Source organism: Chryseobacterium oncorhynchi, assembly GCF_002899895.1.
Classification (GTDB): domain Bacteria; phylum Bacteroidota; class Bacteroidia; order Flavobacteriales; family Weeksellaceae; genus Chryseobacterium; species Chryseobacterium oncorhynchi.
The window spans coordinates 354,930-373,175 of record NZ_PPEI02000001.1; the positions used below are offsets into that span (position 1 = coordinate 354,930).

Genomic DNA, 18,246 nt, shown 5'->3' on the forward strand with positions numbered 1-18,246 from the left:
AAGTTTATACTAAATAGTTACAAAATATTAAATCGAACATTTTTGTTCGATTTTTTTTAACATCACAAAAGAAAAATATGATCCCAAAATATAGAAAACAATTTAACCAAGAGTTTTCAGGAGAAAAATACAAGCAACTCAAGGATATTTTAAAACAAAAAAGCGGTTTAGAGCCGGGCTTTAGAACTTCAGAAAGTCCCATTTTTCTTACTAAGGAATTTGAGGGTAAATTACTGGATGCTAGTGAAAGTATTATTAGCCAAATTAAGGCTCTTCCATCTGAAACTCTTCAAAAAGCAATTCCAGAAAACTGCAGGGTTCCTAATGATACCAACCAGCCTCATTTTTTTACTATTGATTTTGGTATCTGCAAAGGTGAAAATGGAGAAATAGAACCACAGCTGATAGAACTCCAAGCATTTCCGTCATTATATGCCTTTCAAAAAACCTTTGAAGACACGTTTTGTGAGGTCTACCCATTTCTTGCAGACATCCGAAATACAATGTCTCAAAGCACCTTTCAACAGCATTTAAAAGAATTAATTGTTGGTAACGAAAGTCCTGAACATGTAATTCTCCTTGAAATTTTCCCTGAAAGACAGAAAACGGCAATTGATTTTGCTTTGACAGAAAAATTGTTGGGAATAAAAACAGTTTGCCTGACAAAAGTAAAAAAAGAGGGTAAAAAACTGTACTATGAAAACAATGGACAACTGACCGAGATCAAAAGAATATACAATCGAGTAATATTTGATGAACTGGACAGAATTCCTGATCTTGTTACCGAATTTGATTTTCGTGAAGAGGTTGATGTAAAATGGATTACCCATCCAAACTGGTTTTTTAAAATCTCAAAGTTCCTTTTACCTTTATTACAACATCAATTTGTTCCGAAAAGCTATTTTCTGCATGAGTTTCCTGAAGCAGAGAACCTTAACGATTTTGTATTGAAACCATTATTTTCATTTGCAGGAAGCGGCGTTAATCTAAATCCAACCAAGGAAATCACAGAGGCCATTGAAGATAAAGAAAACTATATTTTGCAAAGAAAAGTAACTTACGAACCTATTTTTGAAGATATTAATGGAGAGTTTTCAAAAGCAGAAATTCGATTATTGTATATCTGGAAAGAAAACGATGAACGCCCTATTCTATTGGAAAATCTGGGAAGAATGACAAAAGCAGCAATGGTAAATGTGGACTTCAATAAGAAAGATGCGATCTGGATTGGAAGTTCCAATGCCTTTTTTGCAGAAAGTTAATCTATAAAAAAAGCGATCATGATATAAAAATATGATCAAAATTGACAAAAAAATGGATGAATCTGAAACAATTTGAATACAATGTCCATAAAAACCATTGAAGGAATAGTATTTCAACCGCTTGGGCTGGAATATTCTAATGCTGAAGAAGAACAGGAATCTGGAGTGTATTCAGGTTTTAATTTCACATTAAATCATCTTAAAATAAAATTTCGGATCTCAAAAATAACCCCTACCAAAATAGGGCAGTTTGTAACCATCTGGAAACGGAACGAAAAAGGAGAAACTACTCCTTTTGAAGCCAGTGATCCTATTGATTTTTATCTCATAGCTTCTTTTAAGGATGATTTTTCCGGAATATTTATTTTCCCGAAAAACATATTGTTGGAAAAAGGTATTTTATCAGACGGAAAAAAGATAGGCAAGAGAGGAATAAGGGTTTATCCAAGCTGGGATGAACCTCAAAGTAAACAGGCTCAAAAAACACAGGAATGGCAAATCAAATATTTTCTGGAGCTTTCACAGGAGAATGATAAGATGCGACAACAAGCTAAACTTCTGTTCAAAATATAAAAAAATAGGGATCTAAAATAATTTTACCCAAACAAAAAAACGGCCGTACATTCTAGTACAGCCGTTTTTTATTTCAATTTTTTAGATTTTTAAAGATTTTTGTTGTCTTCCAACAATTCTCTGGCCTGATATTCCTGTACCAGGTCAATTGCATTAGAAATAACATCACTTAAAGCAGTGATAAAAGTTCCTTCCTCTGCCATTCCCATGGCATGTTTTAAAGCTTCAATTTCTTTAGGAATAATCTCATAGCTCACATCTTTACCAGCTTCATTAATCCCATCTATAATCAATCCATTGATTTCTTCCTCTGTTCTTCCACGAAGGTGTTTTTCATTTCGGATGATAATATAATCGAACATTCTGCCGGCAATTTTTCCACATTCTTTAATATCACTATCACGTCTGTCTCCAACGCCGGAAATAATACCTATTTTCTTTGTAGATTCAACGTTTTTAAGATAATCTTCAATAGCTTCATAACCTGAAGGATTATGAGCAAAATCAATCAGCACTTTAAAGTTTTTGAATTTAAAAACATTTAATCTTCCCGGAGTAAGCTGTGCACTTGGGATAAAGGTTCTCAATGAATTGGAAATATCCTCGATACCAAATCCCTGAAGATAACTTGCCAAACTGGCAGCCAGTACATTTTCGATCATAAATCGGGCTTTTCCTTCCATTGTAATTGGGAAATCTTTTGCCTTACCAATCCTGATCTTCCAGTCTCCTTTTTTAATGGTTACAAATCCCTCTTCGTAAACGCAAGTTATTCTTCCTTCCTTAGCAAATTTTACAATATGAGGATTATTTTCATCCATGCTGAAGATCGCAACATTACAATCAAGATCATTCACAATCTTCATAGAATATTCATTGTCTGCATTCAATACGCTCCAACCGGTTTTCTTTACACTGTCCAGTACTACTCTCTTTACCTTGGCAAGGTCTTTTAAACTGTGAATATCATTCATACCCAAATGGTCTTCCTCAATATTCGTCAGTACCCCGATATCACATTGTGAAAACCCTAATCCGGAACGTAGAATTCCTCCTCTTGCGGTTTCAAGAACAGCAAATTCCACAGTAGGATCCTTTAAAATAAATTCTGCTGAAATGGGTCCGGTAGTATCTCCTTTTGACAGCATGGTATTTTGGATGTAAATTCCGTCCGAAGTTGTAAATCCTACCCTATACCCGTTACTCTTTACAATATGTGAAATAAGCCTTGTTGTTGTTGTCTTTCCATTGGTACCCGTTACTGCAATGATTGGAATTGTAAATGGCTTCCCTTGCGGATAAAGCATATCTACAACCGGAGCGGCAACGTTTCTCGGCAGTCCCTCGCTTGGCGCCAGGTGCATTCTGAATCCCGGTGCTGCATTCACTTCTATAATCGCCCCACCACTTTCCTTTAAAGGCTGGGTAAGGTTTTCTGCCATAATATCAATACCACAAACGTCCAATCCAATAATCTTGGAAATTCTTTCTGCCATCGTAATATTCTCAGGATGTACCATATCGGTAACATCAATTGATGTACCTCCTGTCGAAAGATTAGCCGTAGATTTCAAATAAACTACTTCTCCTCTCTGCGGAATCGTTTCTAGGGTATATTGAAGTTTTTCAAGTAATTCCAAAGTATCTTTATCTACCTCAATCTCGGTAAGAACATTTTCATGCCCATATCCACGTCTTGGATCTTTATTTTCTTTTTCAATAAGCTCCTGAATATTATGATCTCCATCGCCCACAATATGAGCAGGAACCCTTCTTGCCGCAGCAACCATTTTATTATCAATGACCAGTACCCTGAAATCATATCCGGTAATATATTTTTCAACAATTACCTTTCTGGAATATTTTTGAGCGTGCTCCAATCCTATTTTAGCTGAATCCCAATCGTTGACATTAATGGACGAACCTTTTCCGTGATTTCCGTCCAAAGGCTTTAAAACAATCGGATATCCAATTTTTTTGATAACATTTGTCAAATCATCCTCATCCACCACCAGATCTCCGATAGGAACCGGAATGGCTGCATCATGAAGCATTCTTTTGGTTAATTCTTTATTGCAGGCGATATCTACAGCAATGGAACTAGTTTTTCCGGTAATGGTAGCCTGAAAGCGTTGTTGGTTTACCCCATATCCTAGTTGTACCAGAGAATTTGTCCCCAATCGGATCCATGGTATTTTTCGGGATACTGCTTCTTCTACAATACTTCCGGTAGATGGCCCTAAGCGAACACGTTCCCTTATTTCCTTTAATTTGTGAATACAGGCATTCACATCATAATCCATCCCGTCAATTAATGATTGTGCCATCTTTACTGATTCTTCGGCAGCATAAATTCCCACATTTTCTTCAAGATAATTGAACACTACATTATACACTCCCGGAGTTTTTGTTTCCCGGGTTCTTCCAAAGCCAACATCCATTCCTGCAAGGGTCTGTATTTCCAGAGCAATATGCTCAATGACATGCCCCATCCAGGTTCCTGTTTCCACTCTATGGAAAAAACCACCTTCCACTCCTTCTGAACACCTATGGGTGATCAATGATGGGAGTAATTTTTCAATTCTCTCCCTGAATCCTTCTATTTTATTGGTAGGATAATTCTCCATTTCCTCAAGGTCTAACCTCATCTGTATCAGCTTCTTTCTTCTGATACTCCAGATATTAGGACCACGTAGTGCCTGAATCTTTTCGATTTTCATAGTCTATTGGCATTTTATCAGTTAATAATAACTCTTTTCAAAATCAAATATAATATAAAACCCTAAACAAAACTACAGTAGGTTTGAAGATTTACTAAAAAAGAATTAAATTCAATTAACATTTCTAAAACATTAAAAATCAACTAAAGATGGCACGAATTTCGCCAAAGAATGTTAATTATTTTTTATTTTTGTACCATGATGAAACCTGTTGGAAAATTAATAGTGATCGGAGGAGCTGTAAACAAGGGAAGTTTTTCAGAAACCGATTATGATCAGAATATCGAAAAGAATCTTAACTTTTTTGAGCGTGGGATCCTACGAAAGATTATCAACGAATCAAAACACAAAGAAGATTCTGTCATTGAAGTTGTAACAACGGCCTCTCAAATTCCTCAGATTGTAGGCTCTGAATATAAAAAAGCATTTGAATTTCTGGGTGCTAAAAATGTAAATGTTCTCGACATTCATAATCGTGAAGAAGCCAATTCTGATGCTATGGTAGCAAGGGCTAATGCGGCTGATGTGATGATGTTCACCGGAGGAGATCAGTTGAGACTAACTTCTATTTTGGGTGGAACAAGATTTCACGATACCATTTTATTAAAATATCAGGAACAGGACTTTATCTACTCAGGAACCTCTGCAGGTGCCGCCGCTGCCTCTGAAAACATGATTTATCAAGGAAGCAGTTCTGAAGCACTTCTAAAGGGAGAAATCAAAACTACACAAGGATTAGGTTTAATCGACAATGTGATCATTGACACCCACTTTGTACAAAGAGGCAGAATCGGACGTCTTTTTCAGGCAGTGGTTAATAATCCAAGAACACTAGGAATCGGACTTGGGGAAGATACAGGACTTTTTATCCATAATGATGTGATGACTGCTGTAGGTTCGGGCCTTGTTATTCTAGTAGACGGAAGATTTATAAAAGATACCAACCTTACAAACATCAACCTGGGAGAACCTATTTCCATTGATAATTTGACAGTTCATGTAATGTCTATGAATGATCATTATGATCTTACAACAAAGGCACTTACTATTGAGAACTCTCAATTTAATCCAATTCCTCAGGATAAATAGTTAAAAATAGTATAAAAACGGAGCTTCGGTTCCGTTTTTTGTTTAATATTACCTATTAAGAACTCATCTAAAATTTATTATTTATAAATTAACTTCGTCAAAATATTTATTAACTATCATTTATATTTTATGAAAATCATCATCCACGGCGGTTTTTTTTCAGAGAGCGATCAAAGCCATGAGGTAAAAACAGCAAAACAAGATTCTTTAAAGCAAATAGCCCAAAAGGCTTTCGAATATCTTCAGACCCATACTGCTTTTGATGCAGTTGCTTATGCTGTTTCTCTATTGGAAGACGATCCTTTGTATAATGCAGGAATCGGTTCGCAAATTCAAAGTGACGGGGTAATCCGTATGAGTGCTGCTATTATGAATGGAGAAACCCAAAAGTTAAGCGGTGTCATTAATATTCAGGATGTAAAGAATCCTATTTTTGTCGCCAAGGACCTGATTGGGGAAGATGACAGGGTTTTAGGTGGACAAGGAGCAAAAAAATATGCTACAGAGCATGGATTTGAGAATTTTTCTACAGAAATACCCCAAAGAAGAAAAGAATATGAAGCTAAACTTAATAACGGCGGAAAAGGTACGGTAGGCTGTGTAGCCATTGATAAGGATGGAAAACTGGCTGTTGCTACTTCCACAGGCGGAAAAGGCTTTGAGATTCCGGGTAGGATCTCAGATTCTGCCACAGTGGCAGGAAATTACGCCAATGCTTTCTGCGCTGTAAGCTGTACAGGTGTGGGGGAAGATATTGTAAGCAATGCCACTGCCACAAAAATTGTGACAAGAGTTACAGACGGAATGAGCTTAGAAAGAGCTTTTGATAAAACTTTTGAAGAACTTAAAACCATTGACGGATTTGCAGGTGCCATTGCTATTGATAAAGACGGCAATGTTTATCATCAGGATTCATACCCCACTATGGTTTTTGCTAGTTTTGATGGTGAAAATTTTGAGACCTTTTCTTAATTTTAACATTTTTTTATCATTCTACTTAATTTTTTGGCACGTATTTTACATGTTTATTAATAACAAATTTTAATATTAAATCTTAAAAATAGAAATCATGGGAAACAAAACAAAAGGCGTATTAGCTTTACTTGGATTAGGTGCTTTAGCTTATTGGAAATATAAGAATTCAACTCCTGAAGATCAACAGGCTGTAAAGGATAAACTTAATACAGCAAAAGATAATCTTAACAAATGGGGGAATGACATTAAAAATAAAGCCAATGACGTTGCTTCTCAAGTTCAAACTAAAGTAGATGAAGCTAAAACAAAGGCTGAAGATTCTTTAAACTAAAAACAGAAAGTAGTTTTTTTTAACATTCATATATAGAAAAAGTCATCGTAATTGTGCGATGACTTTTTTGATTTTAGGTTTCTAATACTCAAATTTTTATTTTCTTCTTAAAAGTAAATTCATGAGTGGAAAAGCATCCAGAAAAGCAGTTCTTGAATCATCTTTTACTTTATCGCAATCTGACCATTCCAAATTTTCGTTAATACTTTTAATACATTTATTACGACGTATATAGTAAACAGCAGAGTAATTGATTTGTTGATTTTCAGAATCTTCTTTATTGTGAATATTTATTTTTGCCTTAATCAGTTTTTTATTCTTATAATAGAACTGATAGTCATGAATATAGTTAACCATCATTTTATGTTCTATCTTTATATATTTTGTTTGTCGGACATTACAAGCTAAGCTTACGCTACTACTGGAACATCATTTTTACCATCACTTATTCCTGTTACAATGGTTTCTTTTTGTAATTCTGTATCAGCATCCAGTAACTGGCATTGGTACTCCACTTCTTTTATATAGGCCTCATTTTTGGTTTGGCTTATACATGACGAAACTAGAATTACTGGTAAAAATAAAACATAAGGTTTCAAGAAATAACTCATTAACCAAGCAGTTTTTTCTTTTGCTCGTTAAATTCTTCCTCACTTAGCACTCCACTCTCTTTTAATCTTCCTAGCTGTTCTAACTGATCCAAGGTACTTGGTTCTGATTTATTTTGAAAATATTCTTCGGGATGAGACATGAAGTTTCTTACTTTTTCACAAAATAATTCTGCGTCATATTTTCCTACTCCATCAATTTCTACAATGTCATCCGAGACATGAATATCTATGGATGCGAGCATCAATTCAGTTTCATATTGTATGGAACTTATTTTACTATATGAGAAGTCTTCAACTTTTAACCCATACATGAATTCTTTATCTACAAAGATCAATCTTCTGTCAGTCGCTACTAAGATAATATGATGGGTTGTAATTTTGTTCCTGCCCTCAACGAGATAAACAATCTTTTCATCTTCTGACAGTATATTGGGTAATTCACGAATTTCTTTTCGTGCAAAAAAAGTAGGATTAATATCCAGTTGTTCAAGTTCTTCTTTTATTTCGTCCAGTCTCGATTTTTTACTCATAGCAGTAGTTTATGGGCCTAAATTACTATTTCTTGGCAAGAAAATAATTTAATTCAATAAAAATATTAGATTTTAGAGGGAATGACAATGGGAGTATATAAACTGTAAACTTCCCAACCCAGATTTTCATACAAAAGCCTACCCTCTTCTGTAGCAACCAAAAAATTATTGAAGTTGCTCCAAAAGTTTCTTTTTTTGTTCTGCAAATTCGGCATCTGTCAAAACTCCATTTTCTCTTAGTCTTCCCAATTTTTCTAACTGTTCAAAAACTTCTTCTGTTGATAGTCTTTTTACAGGCTGGGTTTGCTTTTTAGGCTGTTCCACAGGCTGGGTCAGAGATTCCTGAGGCTGATTATAGACTCCCTTTATGGTATCATAGAATTTTTCAGCATCTTCTCTATCAAGGTAGCACTCAAATTCTATTACTCTTTCATCCAAATGCAATTTAATGATTGGTGATCTTGGATCTGTAACAAAACTTACAGACTTAATGGTATCATTGGGGTAGTCAATGATCTTTGCAGCTCCAAACATTGACTTTGATACTGAAAGCATTCTTTTCTGCGTTGCTACCAAGATTCCGGCATCTAATGTCTTAACAAACTGTGCATCTGTAACAGCAATAATCTTTTCATCTTCGGAAATAAGGTTAGGAAGTTCCTTAATTTCACCTTTAGTAAATACAGAAAGATTGACATTCAGATTTTCAAGCTCGTATTTTATTTTTTGCTTTCTGCGTTTAAAAACTTCTCGGGAAATGCTTTGAGGCTCAGGATCTGCGGCCATCGGAAGATTTTCTTCTACCACTACAGGTTGATTCTGCTCTCCATTCTTGTTTTCTATCATGCTGTTAATATCAGCAATGCTAAACTTATTAAGATTGTATAGCAATTCCTGGTTGATATAGCTTATTTTATCTAAACATTTATTGCACAAAACACCACCGTCTGCAAGTTTATTTTCTCCCAGAAGAGTATCCATAGACGTTAATTCTGTTTTACACAATGAACAGTTATTACTCATTTTTTTGTTTTTTATAATTTATCCAGCAGTTTTTTCTTCTGCATTTCAAATTCTTCATTGGTTAAGATACCGTTTTCTCTTAGTTTTCCCAGCTTCTCCAGCTTTTCAAAGACAGCCCCTGCATCTTCTTCTCTCGTGGATCCCTGATGTTGTTGTCTCAAAGGGTTTTGAGGACTGTGTATATAGTTTTGTATAGCTTCATAGAAAATCTTTGCTGCATTTCGGTTATTCAGTTTAAACTCTGCTTTTATTCCTTCGTTTGTATATAATTTCAATTCGGAAGAAACCAATCCATAGCTATGTTGCGCTGATACAATCTTGTTATGAGGAAATTCATTTTCCCTGTCGTCACCTAAAAGATTTCTATCTATAAATACCACTCTACGCTCCGTTGAAACTAAAATCCCATCCAGATTATTATTTAAATATTTTCCTTCAGCAATGGCAATAAGTCTTTCATCTTTATCCAGAATATTGGCTAGTTCATTTACCTCAATATTTGCAAAAATACTGATCTGGGCATTTAAGGCAACGATTTGATCTCTGATTTCGTCGAGTCTTGTGGGTTCTTCAGATTCTTTTTTGCCAACATTTATCTGAAAAGAATGTGAAAATGTGACTACGGTTCGTGATACTGAAGTTTCTACCACAGGTTCCAGCACTATTTCCTCTTCTTTTTCTTCTATGCTTTCTCCCAATACAATATCTCTTACCTGTACCAAGCTATAATTACCAAGGTCATATACGAGGTCTTTATTAATGTTGGTTGCTTTATTCAGACATTTATTACACAGAATACCTCCGTCTGAAAGTTTGTTTTCCCCCAGAACGGTATCCATGGGTGTTAATGGATTTCCACATAGAGCACAATTTGTGTTCATTCTAGTTTTTATGTTTAAAAGTTTCAAATCAAAACAGAGATAAAATAATCTGTTCCAATTTATATCAACTCAAGTTACATATGCTGATTTATTTTCAATCGAAATCTAAACTATTGAGTTTTTCTTTTTTAAAGCCGCTAAAGTCTTTCCAATAATTTTGCTTTTTGAGCTGTAAATTCTTCTTCACTTAAAACTCCCATTTCTCTTAGTTTCCCAAGCTTTTCCAGCTGTGAGAAAATCACTTCCGGAGATTCTTTTTGGGCATTGAGTGAACTTTGTGGTGCCTGAACAGGAGTATTTTGATATAATGATTGTGGTTGTCTTACCTGTTGATTGAGTGGTTTTGCTGGCTCGTTAATACGTCCGTTTGCTATATTACAAAATGCTCTTCCATCACTTTTATTATGCAGTTTAAACTCTGCTGCACCTCCTCTTGTATTTACTTTTAATATTGAATACAAAAGGTTTTCAACCTGTTCTAAAGATATAATGTCCTGATGGGTAAATTCTCTTTTTACAATTCCTCCCAAGAACTTTTTATCCATGAAAATCACTCTCTTCTGTGTTGAAAAAATAATCCCCTCCCTTTTGCTATGAAGATCTATACATTCTGCAATAGCTACCAACCTTTCATCTCCGTCCAAAACTTTATCGAGCTCATTCACCTCTTCATTGGCCAACACACTTAGTCTGGCATTAAGGGCAACAATCTGGTCTTTGATTTCGTCAAGTCTGGTTGGGGCATCATACTCAAAATTATTAGATCCTGCATAGGGAGAGCTTCCAGGATTCTGGCTGGCATCAATTTTACTTTTAAGGAACATTCCTGTAATTTCAGCGAAATAAAACTGATCAAGATTATTGATAAGATCTCTGTTGATCGTAATTGCTTTATTAAAACATTCAGCACACAGGTAACCGCCATCTGCAAGTTTATTTTTTCCTACAAGCATATCCGTAGACGTTAACGGTGTTCCGCATAATGCACAAATAGTATTCATCTGGTTTTATGTTTAAAAGTTTTTTTACTAAAACAGAGTATCTCTTTTACTCTATTTTTCTATTATCGATCCAAAATACAAATTCTGATTCGATTAATACATAAATTGGCTTAGAGTTTTTCTAGAAGTCTTTTCTTTTGTTCTGCAAATTCTTCATCGGTAAGTATTCCGCTTTCTCTAAGCTTTCCCAATTGCTCTAAAAGTTCAAGAACAGGTACTTGATCTTCTTCGACTTCCTGATATCCAAGAGCGGTATTCACAGCTTTACAAAATCCTAAGGCAAGCTTTGAATCATTATTTTCAAATTGAAAAATATTTTCTTCAGTATTTATTTTAAGAATAGGCTCCAGATATTGTAACTCTATTATCCTTTCATGAGGAATGACTTCGATATCATCTGTTCCCAATCCTTTAAAAATTAGTCTAGTTTCTGTTGACAATAGCAACGTTGCCTTTTCATTATACAGTCCGTCAATAATATGAATTACTCTTTCACTTCCCATCAAAATATCCGGAAGTTGATCAATATATTCTACTGCCCATACTAGCAAGTCTGGGTTAATATATTGAATTTGATATCTTATATTTTGCATCAGTTTCTTATTAAAAATAAAAAAGTAAGATGGTTTTCTAAACCTTAATCAGTTTAAGTTGTAATAAAAACAGCCCAAGGTTATTAAAAGCCTTGAGCTGTTTCTTTATCTATAAAATTATTTTTTCACCCCAAAAACTCTTCCAAAGAAACAGTTTTCTGTTCTCCTGCTTCAAGATTTTTAAAGGTTACTGTTCCGTTTTTTATTTCCTCTTCGCCAAGGAAGACAAGGTTCTTAATTCCTTTCTTTTCAGCGTAGGTAAATTGCTTGTTGATTTTTGCGTTTTCAGGATATAGTTCTGCTGAAACTCCTTTTCCTCTTAGCTGCATAATCAATCTTAGCGCTTCAGTTGTTTCTTTTCCTCCGAAATTAGCAAATAAGTATTCTATTTTAGAAGATGCTTCTTCCGGGAAAAGATTTAATTCTTCCATTACTAAATAGATTCTATCCAGGCCAAATGAAATTCCTATTCCCGGAATATTCTTCACCCCGAAAACCTCTGTCAGGTTATCATATCTACCTCCACCACCAATGGAACCCATTGCTACCTCATCAGCTTTCACCTCAAAGATGGCTCCGGTATAATAATCAAGTCCTCTTGCCAACGTAATATTGAATACCAGATTCTGCATATCAACCCCTAAGTTTAAGGATTGTGTAAGAACAAACTCTAATTCTTCTACTCCCTGTAATCCTATTTCGTTACCAACAAATTTTTCTTTCAGCTGAAGTAGATTTTCTAATGCATCATCAGATTGTTCAAATAAGAAATCCAATTTATCAATAGACTCATGAGAGATTTCTCTTTCCAATAGTTCCTTAACCACGCCGTCTTTTCCAATTTTGTCTAATTTGTCCAAGGCAACGGTAAAATCAATTAGTTTATCTGTAATTCCTGCATATTCAGCTAATCCGGAAAGGATCTTTCTGTTGTTCATATGAATGGTAACAGGAACTTTCAAATCAGCAAATGACTTTAAATATAATTGAACCAAATCCGCTTCCTGCAATAAGCTTTCGCTTCCTACCACATCGGCATCACATTGGTAAAATTCTCTATATCTTCCTTTTTGAGGTCTATCTGCTCTCCATACCGGTTGTATCTGAAACCTTTTGAATGGAAATGTTAATTTTCCATGATTCATTGCTACAAATCTTGCAAAAGGTACAGTAAGGTCATAACGAAGCGCCTTATCCGTAAGGTTATCTGAACTGAAAGGTTTCTCTAACGCTCTTTGAAAGTCATGAAGCATTAGAGTCTTTTTATCATCCTTTGCTTCATTAATACTTGAGTTTAAAATCTTAAAAATTAAACGATCTCCTTCTTCCCCGTACTTTCCTGTTAAAGTAGAAAGATTTTCAAAACTTGGGGTTTCCAATGGTTGAAATCCAAATAATTCAAAATTATTCTGTAAAATATTGATGATATATTTTCTTCTGGAAACTTCCTGTGACGTAAAATCTCTCGTTCCTTTTGCTAAACTTGGCTTCATTTCTTATATGTCATTTTGATATACGCAAAAGTACGGAATTGCAAGGAATTTTACACCGTATAAAAGCTGAAGAAATAATCTTTATCTCTTTTACAGTAAAAGCATTCGTTTATTTTTCAAAAAATCAAAAGTAATCTATACAAGGTTTATACATTTTATAAAAAGATCCTTGCTTTACACTAATTTAAGATATCAAATATTAAAATCAATCTTTAATTTCTTCTCTATGCTGATACCCCCAACTAATCATTATATTAATCAGATCCCTCAAGCTTTCGGCATAAGGTGTACTAGAATATTCAGTCGTAACAGGCTTCGTATAAACAACCTTTCGAGTAATAAGCTTATTAAGCTCCAATTCACGCAATTCTTTTGACAAAATTCTTGGACTTATATCAATCATTTTAGACAATTCACCAAAACGCTTAGTTCCTGTGGTAACCAAAGCACCTAAAATTACAAGCTTCCACTTCCCTCCTATAACATAAAGAGTATCCTGAATTGCCAAATATGCATTATCACAAGGTTTTTTCTCAGTATTCATATAAACACTTACATTTTTGTAACCACTATCATAGAGGTAACTGATAACAAAAATACAAATTTGATCCTATAATTTTGCATGAGTATTAAACAGCAATATTATGAATAAAACAATAATGATTATTGGCGCAGGGCAAGGTGTAGGTTTAGAAACAGCCAGATATTTTGGACTAAATGGGTATCAGATAGGATTAATGAGTAGAAATCAGAAAAAGCTTGATAGCCTAAAGGCAGAGCTTGAAGCAGAAGGAATTTCTGTCATCAATGAAATCATTGACGCCAACATTCCGGAATCTGTTTCTAGTTCTGTAAAAAAATTGGCAGAAAAACTAGGAAATCGCCTGGATATTGTTTTATATAATGTACCCGGGCCTTTGGGAGCTGAATCTTATGTTCCGGTAGTGGATTTATCTTTTGATTTATTAAGTACCTATTTAAATACAAGAGTTTTAAGTGCGTTAGAGGTTGCTAAAACAACAATTCCATATCTTTCACAAACGAATGGGTCTATTCTATTTACAAGTGGACAATCAGATAGGTTTGCTTATCCTTTTACCTCTGCAATGGGAGTTTCTCAGGCTGCTTTACGAATGCTTACCACTCATCTTCATAATGAGCTTACCGAAAAAGGCATTTTTGTTGGATATGTCCCTATTGATAATCCTCCTTTATATTCTAATTCTGAAAAGGAAAATACAAGGTCTGATCTTCCTTCGGGGTTTGAATTGGAAAATCGCACTGAAGCAACGAACGTAGCTAAGAAATTATTTAATTTGTCAATGAAAAGAGATAATCTAGAAACAAGAGTGGAACCAACCTCTCATTAATTTAGAAAATTTCACCTACAACAGAAGCTGAAGAAGATTTACTTCTTCAGCTTTCAAAGTCAATAGGATTATTTATTCCGAAAAATCAGACACTTTCAAGGATTTCCAGGATTTCTTCCCCATAATTTTCAATCTTGTGTTTTCCAAACCCTTTAATATCAAGTAATTCTTCCTTTTTAGCAGGTTTATACTTGGCTACAGACATAAGTTCCTTGTTGCTTGCAATAAAGTAAGTGGGTAGATTTTGTTCCCTTGCTTTCTCTGATCTCCAGAGTTTCAAGGCATTCAAAATCTGTTCTTCATCATAGCTTAAAGAATCGTTATCAGCAGAGTATTTAATAACCTTTGGTTCTTTTACTGTATTCTTCAACAGTTTATGTTCTTCAAAATACAGAATAACAGACCAATAACATTCGTCATTTACAAAAGCTGTTTCTACTTTTATAATCTCATTTGCTTCCAGAAAATCATCCAGCATCTTTTGATCCTTGTAGAGTAATTCTTCAGGAAGCCTGATTTTAAAAACTTTTACTTTCATCATTTGTGTTTTTATAATTATTTACCGCCTAACAGTAGGATCTCGTCTACACGAATCTCTGTAATATATCGCTTAACGCCGTCTTTATCATCATATGATCTGTACGTAAGCTTTCCTTCTATGGCAATTTCCTTTCCTTTTGGAACATATTTTTCAAAAATTTCTGCTGTCTTTCCAAAAGCAATCAGATTGTGCCATTGCGTTTCTTCCACTTTCTCACCTTTAGCATTGGTGTAATGATCGCTTGTAGCTAAAGATACACTTGCTTTTACATTTCCATTTTCGAAGTTTACCATTTCAACTTCTTTGCCTGTGTAGCCAATTAATGTTACTTTGTTTCTTAGTGACATAACTTTTAGATTTTAATGATTAATATTTCAGATAAGAGACGTTCACTGTTTTCTCAAATCTCTGTTGCAAAGTTTGCGATATCACCAAAAATCAGTCGGTTATAAACTATTTAAATTCGTTTGTAGTCGTTTGTTATCGGATAACGAAAATTAAAAGTGTTTAGGAATACTTGCTTTTAATAGTAAAAATATTGATATAGTTTTAAAATAAAAGTAAATGATATGAACTTACTCAGGAATAATAGATTTTTTTTTTAGATAAAAATTTTGAAAACCTCTCTATTTTATAACTTATTTTTTTGCAAACTTCTAAAAACGTCTAACAAAAATACGTACAGTAAGAAAGAGAAAAGGTTATACCCAACAGCAAATTGCTGATGCTATTGTTACAGATGTTTCAAATGATAGTAGAAAAGAAAGCGGAACTGTAAAAATTATACAGTCTGAATGGGATAAACTAGCAAAGTTTCTTGAAGTGCCAGTTGAGGAAATTTACGAAGAGGAAGAAGAAAAATAATTATTGAAAATCTACAGGAATATATCAGTTTACTTAAAGAAGAAATCAATAAACTGAAAAATAAACGATTTTCTTCAATCTCAATATAAATCAGGATAGATTATCTTCTATTCTGATTTATATTGAGATTTAAATTAATTTTGTCTTCTGTTTCTTACTAAGAAGGAACTTTAATGATTTTTGAATATAAAGAAATGAATATATGAGGACGTTAGAAATTAAAAAGAATATTCAGAAAGAAGAGGATAAGAATCTTTCTTTTCGGGTTTTTGATTTAACCAATGACTATTTGAAAAATTATGGAAAGCCTCACAAAAAGGATCATTTTTTTATTATTATCATAGAAAGTGGGACACTACAACTCCATATTGAGGATAAAATTCATTTTTTGAAACCGGGAAAAATCTCTGTGGTATTTCCTGAGCAGGTTCATTTTATTTCTGAGACAAGCGATGATCTGAAAGGAAAAATCATTCTGTTTGAAGAAATACTGTTTTGTTCAGATATTTTGAAGAATGAACTTAGTACTTATAATGTCAATCTTTCCACACAGCTTCATTGTACCGTTTTATCTCCTGAAGACTTTCAACAGAGCTTATATTTGATTTCCATCATTCAGGGGATTTATCAGCAGCCAAGTCTTATCAAAAAGGAACAGGCAAGGTTTCATATCAAAATTTTTCTGTTAGGTTTAATTGAATCTGTTCACGGACTGCATCCTATTTTGCATAAAGAAACGCCTGACAAACCAGTTTATGTCCGTTTTAAAAAATTACTGAATGAACATTATAAACAATACAGAACGGTTCAATATTATGCTGATGAACTGGCTATTACAACAAAAAAATTAAATTCAATTACAAAAAAGCATTGTGGAGAAACGGCTATTCAGGCCATTCACAACCGGATTTTAATAGAGATTAAGCGACAATTGATGTTTTCAGACCTTTCTCATAAGGAAATTGCTTTTGACCTCGGTTTCAACTCTCCGTCTGCACTCAACAAATTCGTAAAATCAAAATTGAAAGAAACTCCTACAGCTCTTCAGCAGGAATTGGCGCAAATGTATAACACATAATCCTGTTTGTATAACATCCTCCGTTTGGGCTTCTCTAATTTTGTCTCATTAAAATCAAAAAAAAAAAATGAGCAAATTATTTATTGCAGGAGAGGTATTCCATGGTGCCGGAAGTCTTTCAGAGTTAGCAAATATTAAAGGTAAAAAAGCCGTAATTGTAACTGGAGGAAGCTCTATGAGAAAAAGCGGAACTCTTGATAAAGCAGTTGCTTACCTTACAGAAGCTGGAATCGAAACTCAAATTTTCGAGGGTGTAGAGGAAGATCCATCATCAGCAACATGTCTGAAAGGAGCTGAAATGATGAAAACATTTGAGCCTGATTGGGTTATTGGATTAGGAGGTTGTTCTGCTATTGATGCAGCCAAAATTATGTGGGTATTTTATGAATATCCTGATACTGATTTTGATGCAATGATTAAACCTTTCACTGTTCCGGTTTTAAGAAATAAGGCAAAGTTTATCGCTATTCCTTCTACAAGCGGAACAGGAACTGAAACAACGGGTCTTGCAGTGATTACAGACAGAGAAAAAGGGGTAAAATATCCTATTGTTTCTTATGAATTAACACCGGATATTGCCATTGTAGATGGAGAGATCTGTGCTTCAATGCCTGCACATGTGACATCAAATACAGGTCTAGATGCATTAACACACTGTGTGGAAGCTTTTGTTTCTAATATTGATAATAATATTGCAGATGCTCTTTCTAAAGGTGGTCTTGAGATTGTTTTCAATAACTTAAAAGAAGCAGTAGAAAACCCAAACAATATTACAGCACGTCAGAATATGCACGATGCTTCTTTTATGGCAGGATTAGCATTCAATAATGCATGGTTGGGAATTGTTCATTCATTATCTCACCAGGTTGGAGCATTGTATGGGATTCCTCACGGAGCTTCCAATGCCATTTTCCTTCCGAATGTTATCCGTTACAATGCACAGGCTACAGAACGTTACCCTGATTTAGCAAGAGTAATTGGCAAAGAAACAGCTGAAGAACTTGCTCAGGCAATTGAGACGTTACGTTCTGAAGTTAATAATCAATCAGCAATCAAAGAATTTGGAATTTCAAGAGAGGATTGGGATAAAAACATTGATTATATTACGGCCAATGCACTGGCAGATCCTTGTACCGGTTTCAATCCGAGAGTTCCTTCTTTAGATGAATTAAAGGCTATTTATAATGCTTGTTATGAAGGTCTTGTTTATAGTGAGGAATTGGTTTTAGGATAATATTTAAATTTTAGCATCAAAAAAGCAGGAGCCCAAAATGGTTCCTGCTTTTGTTATTCAACTAAAAAGGCATTCAA

General features: G+C 34.3%; 21 protein-coding genes. 9 read left to right on the forward strand and 12 right to left on the reverse strand.

All coding sequences use genetic code 11. From position 1 onward, the window contains the following. The first annotated feature begins 77 nt into the window (after positions 1-77). Both C1638_RS01675 and C1638_RS01680 read left to right on the forward strand, forming a co-directional pair. Positions 78-1,262 carry an ATP-grasp domain-containing protein gene (locus tag C1638_RS01675; protein WP_109617615.1) on the forward strand — a complete coding sequence of 395 codons (1,185 nt, stop codon included), beginning with the start codon at positions 78-80 and terminating at the stop codon, positions 1,260-1,262. Positions 1,263-1,343: 81 nt separating this feature from the next. After that, positions 1,344-1,835 carry a MepB family protein gene (locus tag C1638_RS01680; protein WP_109617617.1) on the forward strand — a complete coding sequence of 164 codons (492 nt, stop codon included), beginning with the start codon at positions 1,344-1,346 and terminating at the stop codon, positions 1,833-1,835. An 89-nt stretch (positions 1,836-1,924) separates the two neighbouring features. On the opposite strand, the gene cphA is transcribed toward C1638_RS01680, so the two are convergent. Continuing rightward, positions 1,925-4,555 carry a cyanophycin synthetase gene (gene cphA / locus C1638_RS01685; RefSeq protein ID WP_109617619.1) on the reverse strand — a complete coding sequence of 877 codons (2,631 nt, stop codon included), beginning with the start codon at positions 4,553-4,555 and terminating at the stop codon, positions 1,925-1,927. Positions 4,556-4,756: 201 nt separating this feature from the next. Between cphA and C1638_RS01690 the strand changes: the two genes are divergently transcribed. From C1638_RS01690 to C1638_RS01700, 3 genes are all read left to right on the forward strand, one after another. After that, positions 4,757-5,644 (forward strand): cyanophycinase, encoded by an 888-nt coding sequence (locus C1638_RS01690; RefSeq protein WP_109619027.1) that lies wholly within the window; start codon positions 4,757-4,759, stop codon positions 5,642-5,644. A 129-nt stretch (positions 5,645-5,773) separates the two neighbouring features. Then, complete coding sequence (locus tag C1638_RS01695) at positions 5,774-6,616, forward strand: isoaspartyl peptidase/L-asparaginase (RefSeq protein ID WP_109617620.1); 843 nt, start codon at positions 5,774-5,776, stop codon at positions 6,614-6,616. 97 nt (positions 6,617-6,713) lie between these two features. Then, entirely contained in the window at positions 6,714-6,950 is a 237-nt protein-coding gene (locus tag C1638_RS01700) for a YtxH domain-containing protein (protein ID WP_109617622.1), read from the forward strand. 96 nt (positions 6,951-7,046) lie between these two features. Here the strand turns inward: C1638_RS01700 and C1638_RS01705 are convergent, their stop codons facing one another. The 9 genes from C1638_RS01705 to C1638_RS01750 form a co-directional block, all read right to left on the reverse strand. Then, positions 7,047-7,310: a hypothetical protein gene (locus C1638_RS01705; RefSeq protein ID WP_109617624.1), complete on the reverse strand. Its 264-nt coding sequence runs from the start codon at positions 7,308-7,310 to the stop codon at positions 7,047-7,049. 50 nt (positions 7,311-7,360) lie between these two features. Next, on the reverse strand, positions 7,361-7,561 hold the full coding sequence (locus C1638_RS01710) for a hypothetical protein (RefSeq protein WP_109617626.1): 201 nt from the start codon (positions 7,559-7,561) through the stop codon (positions 7,361-7,363). Then, positions 7,561-8,091: a PH domain-containing protein gene (locus C1638_RS01715; protein WP_109619029.1), complete on the reverse strand. Its 531-nt coding sequence runs from the start codon at positions 8,089-8,091 to the stop codon at positions 7,561-7,563. Before C1638_RS01715 ends, C1638_RS01710 begins: the two co-directional genes overlap by 1 nt. Positions 8,092-8,256: 165 nt before the next feature. Then, positions 8,257-9,114 (reverse strand): PH domain-containing protein, encoded by an 858-nt coding sequence (locus C1638_RS22590; protein WP_228427977.1) that lies wholly within the window; start codon positions 9,112-9,114, stop codon positions 8,257-8,259. A gap of 11 nt (positions 9,115-9,125) precedes the next feature. After that, positions 9,126-9,995: a PH domain-containing protein gene (locus C1638_RS01730; protein ID WP_109617628.1), complete on the reverse strand. Its 870-nt coding sequence runs from the start codon at positions 9,993-9,995 to the stop codon at positions 9,126-9,128. Positions 9,996-10,132: 137 nt separating this feature from the next. Beyond that, on the reverse strand, positions 10,133-10,996 hold the full coding sequence (locus tag C1638_RS01735; protein WP_109619033.1) for an SHOCT domain-containing protein: 864 nt from the start codon (positions 10,994-10,996) through the stop codon (positions 10,133-10,135). A 110-nt stretch (positions 10,997-11,106) separates the two neighbouring features. After that, positions 11,107-11,589, reverse strand: a complete 483-nt coding sequence (locus C1638_RS01740) for an SHOCT domain-containing protein (RefSeq protein ID WP_109617630.1) — start codon at positions 11,587-11,589, stop codon at positions 11,107-11,109. A gap of 125 nt (positions 11,590-11,714) precedes the next feature. Then, positions 11,715-13,082, reverse strand: a complete 1,368-nt coding sequence (gene hisS, locus C1638_RS01745) for a histidine--tRNA ligase (protein ID WP_109617632.1) — start codon at positions 13,080-13,082, stop codon at positions 11,715-11,717. 205 nt (positions 13,083-13,287) lie between these two features. Then, the gene (locus C1638_RS01750) at positions 13,288-13,626 is read right to left on the reverse strand and encodes a winged helix-turn-helix transcriptional regulator (RefSeq protein WP_109617634.1); all 339 of its coding nucleotides are present in this window, start codon (positions 13,624-13,626) and stop codon (positions 13,288-13,290) included. Between the two features lie 100 nt (positions 13,627-13,726). On the opposite strand from C1638_RS01750, the gene C1638_RS01755 reads away from it, so the two are divergent. Further along, on the forward strand, positions 13,727-14,452 hold the full coding sequence (locus tag C1638_RS01755; RefSeq protein WP_109617636.1) for an SDR family NAD(P)-dependent oxidoreductase: 726 nt from the start codon (positions 13,727-13,729) through the stop codon (positions 14,450-14,452). 85 nt (positions 14,453-14,537) lie between these two features. On the opposite strand, the gene C1638_RS01760 is transcribed toward C1638_RS01755, so the two are convergent. After that, positions 14,538-14,990: an HRDC domain-containing protein gene (locus tag C1638_RS01760; protein ID WP_109617637.1), complete on the reverse strand. Its 453-nt coding sequence runs from the start codon at positions 14,988-14,990 to the stop codon at positions 14,538-14,540. Between the two features lie 17 nt (positions 14,991-15,007). Then, positions 15,008-15,340, reverse strand: a complete 333-nt coding sequence (locus C1638_RS01765; RefSeq protein ID WP_109617639.1) for a single-stranded DNA-binding protein — start codon at positions 15,338-15,340, stop codon at positions 15,008-15,010. 382 nt (positions 15,341-15,722) lie between these two features. On the opposite strand from C1638_RS01765, the gene C1638_RS22745 reads away from it, so the two are divergent. The 3 genes from C1638_RS22745 (at position 15,723) to C1638_RS01780 (ending at position 18,169) form a co-directional block, all read left to right on the forward strand. Continuing rightward, positions 15,723-15,857, forward strand: a complete 135-nt coding sequence (locus C1638_RS22745) for a hypothetical protein (RefSeq protein ID WP_369073484.1) — start codon at positions 15,723-15,725, stop codon at positions 15,855-15,857. A gap of 202 nt (positions 15,858-16,059) precedes the next feature. Then, positions 16,060-16,935, forward strand: a complete 876-nt coding sequence (locus C1638_RS01775) for an AraC family transcriptional regulator (RefSeq protein WP_109617641.1) — start codon at positions 16,060-16,062, stop codon at positions 16,933-16,935. 67 nt (positions 16,936-17,002) lie between these two features. Next, a complete protein-coding gene (locus C1638_RS01780; protein ID WP_109617643.1) occupies positions 17,003-18,169 on the forward strand; it encodes an iron-containing alcohol dehydrogenase in 1,167 nt (388 codons plus the stop codon). The last annotated feature ends 77 nt before the right edge of the window (positions 18,170-18,246 follow it).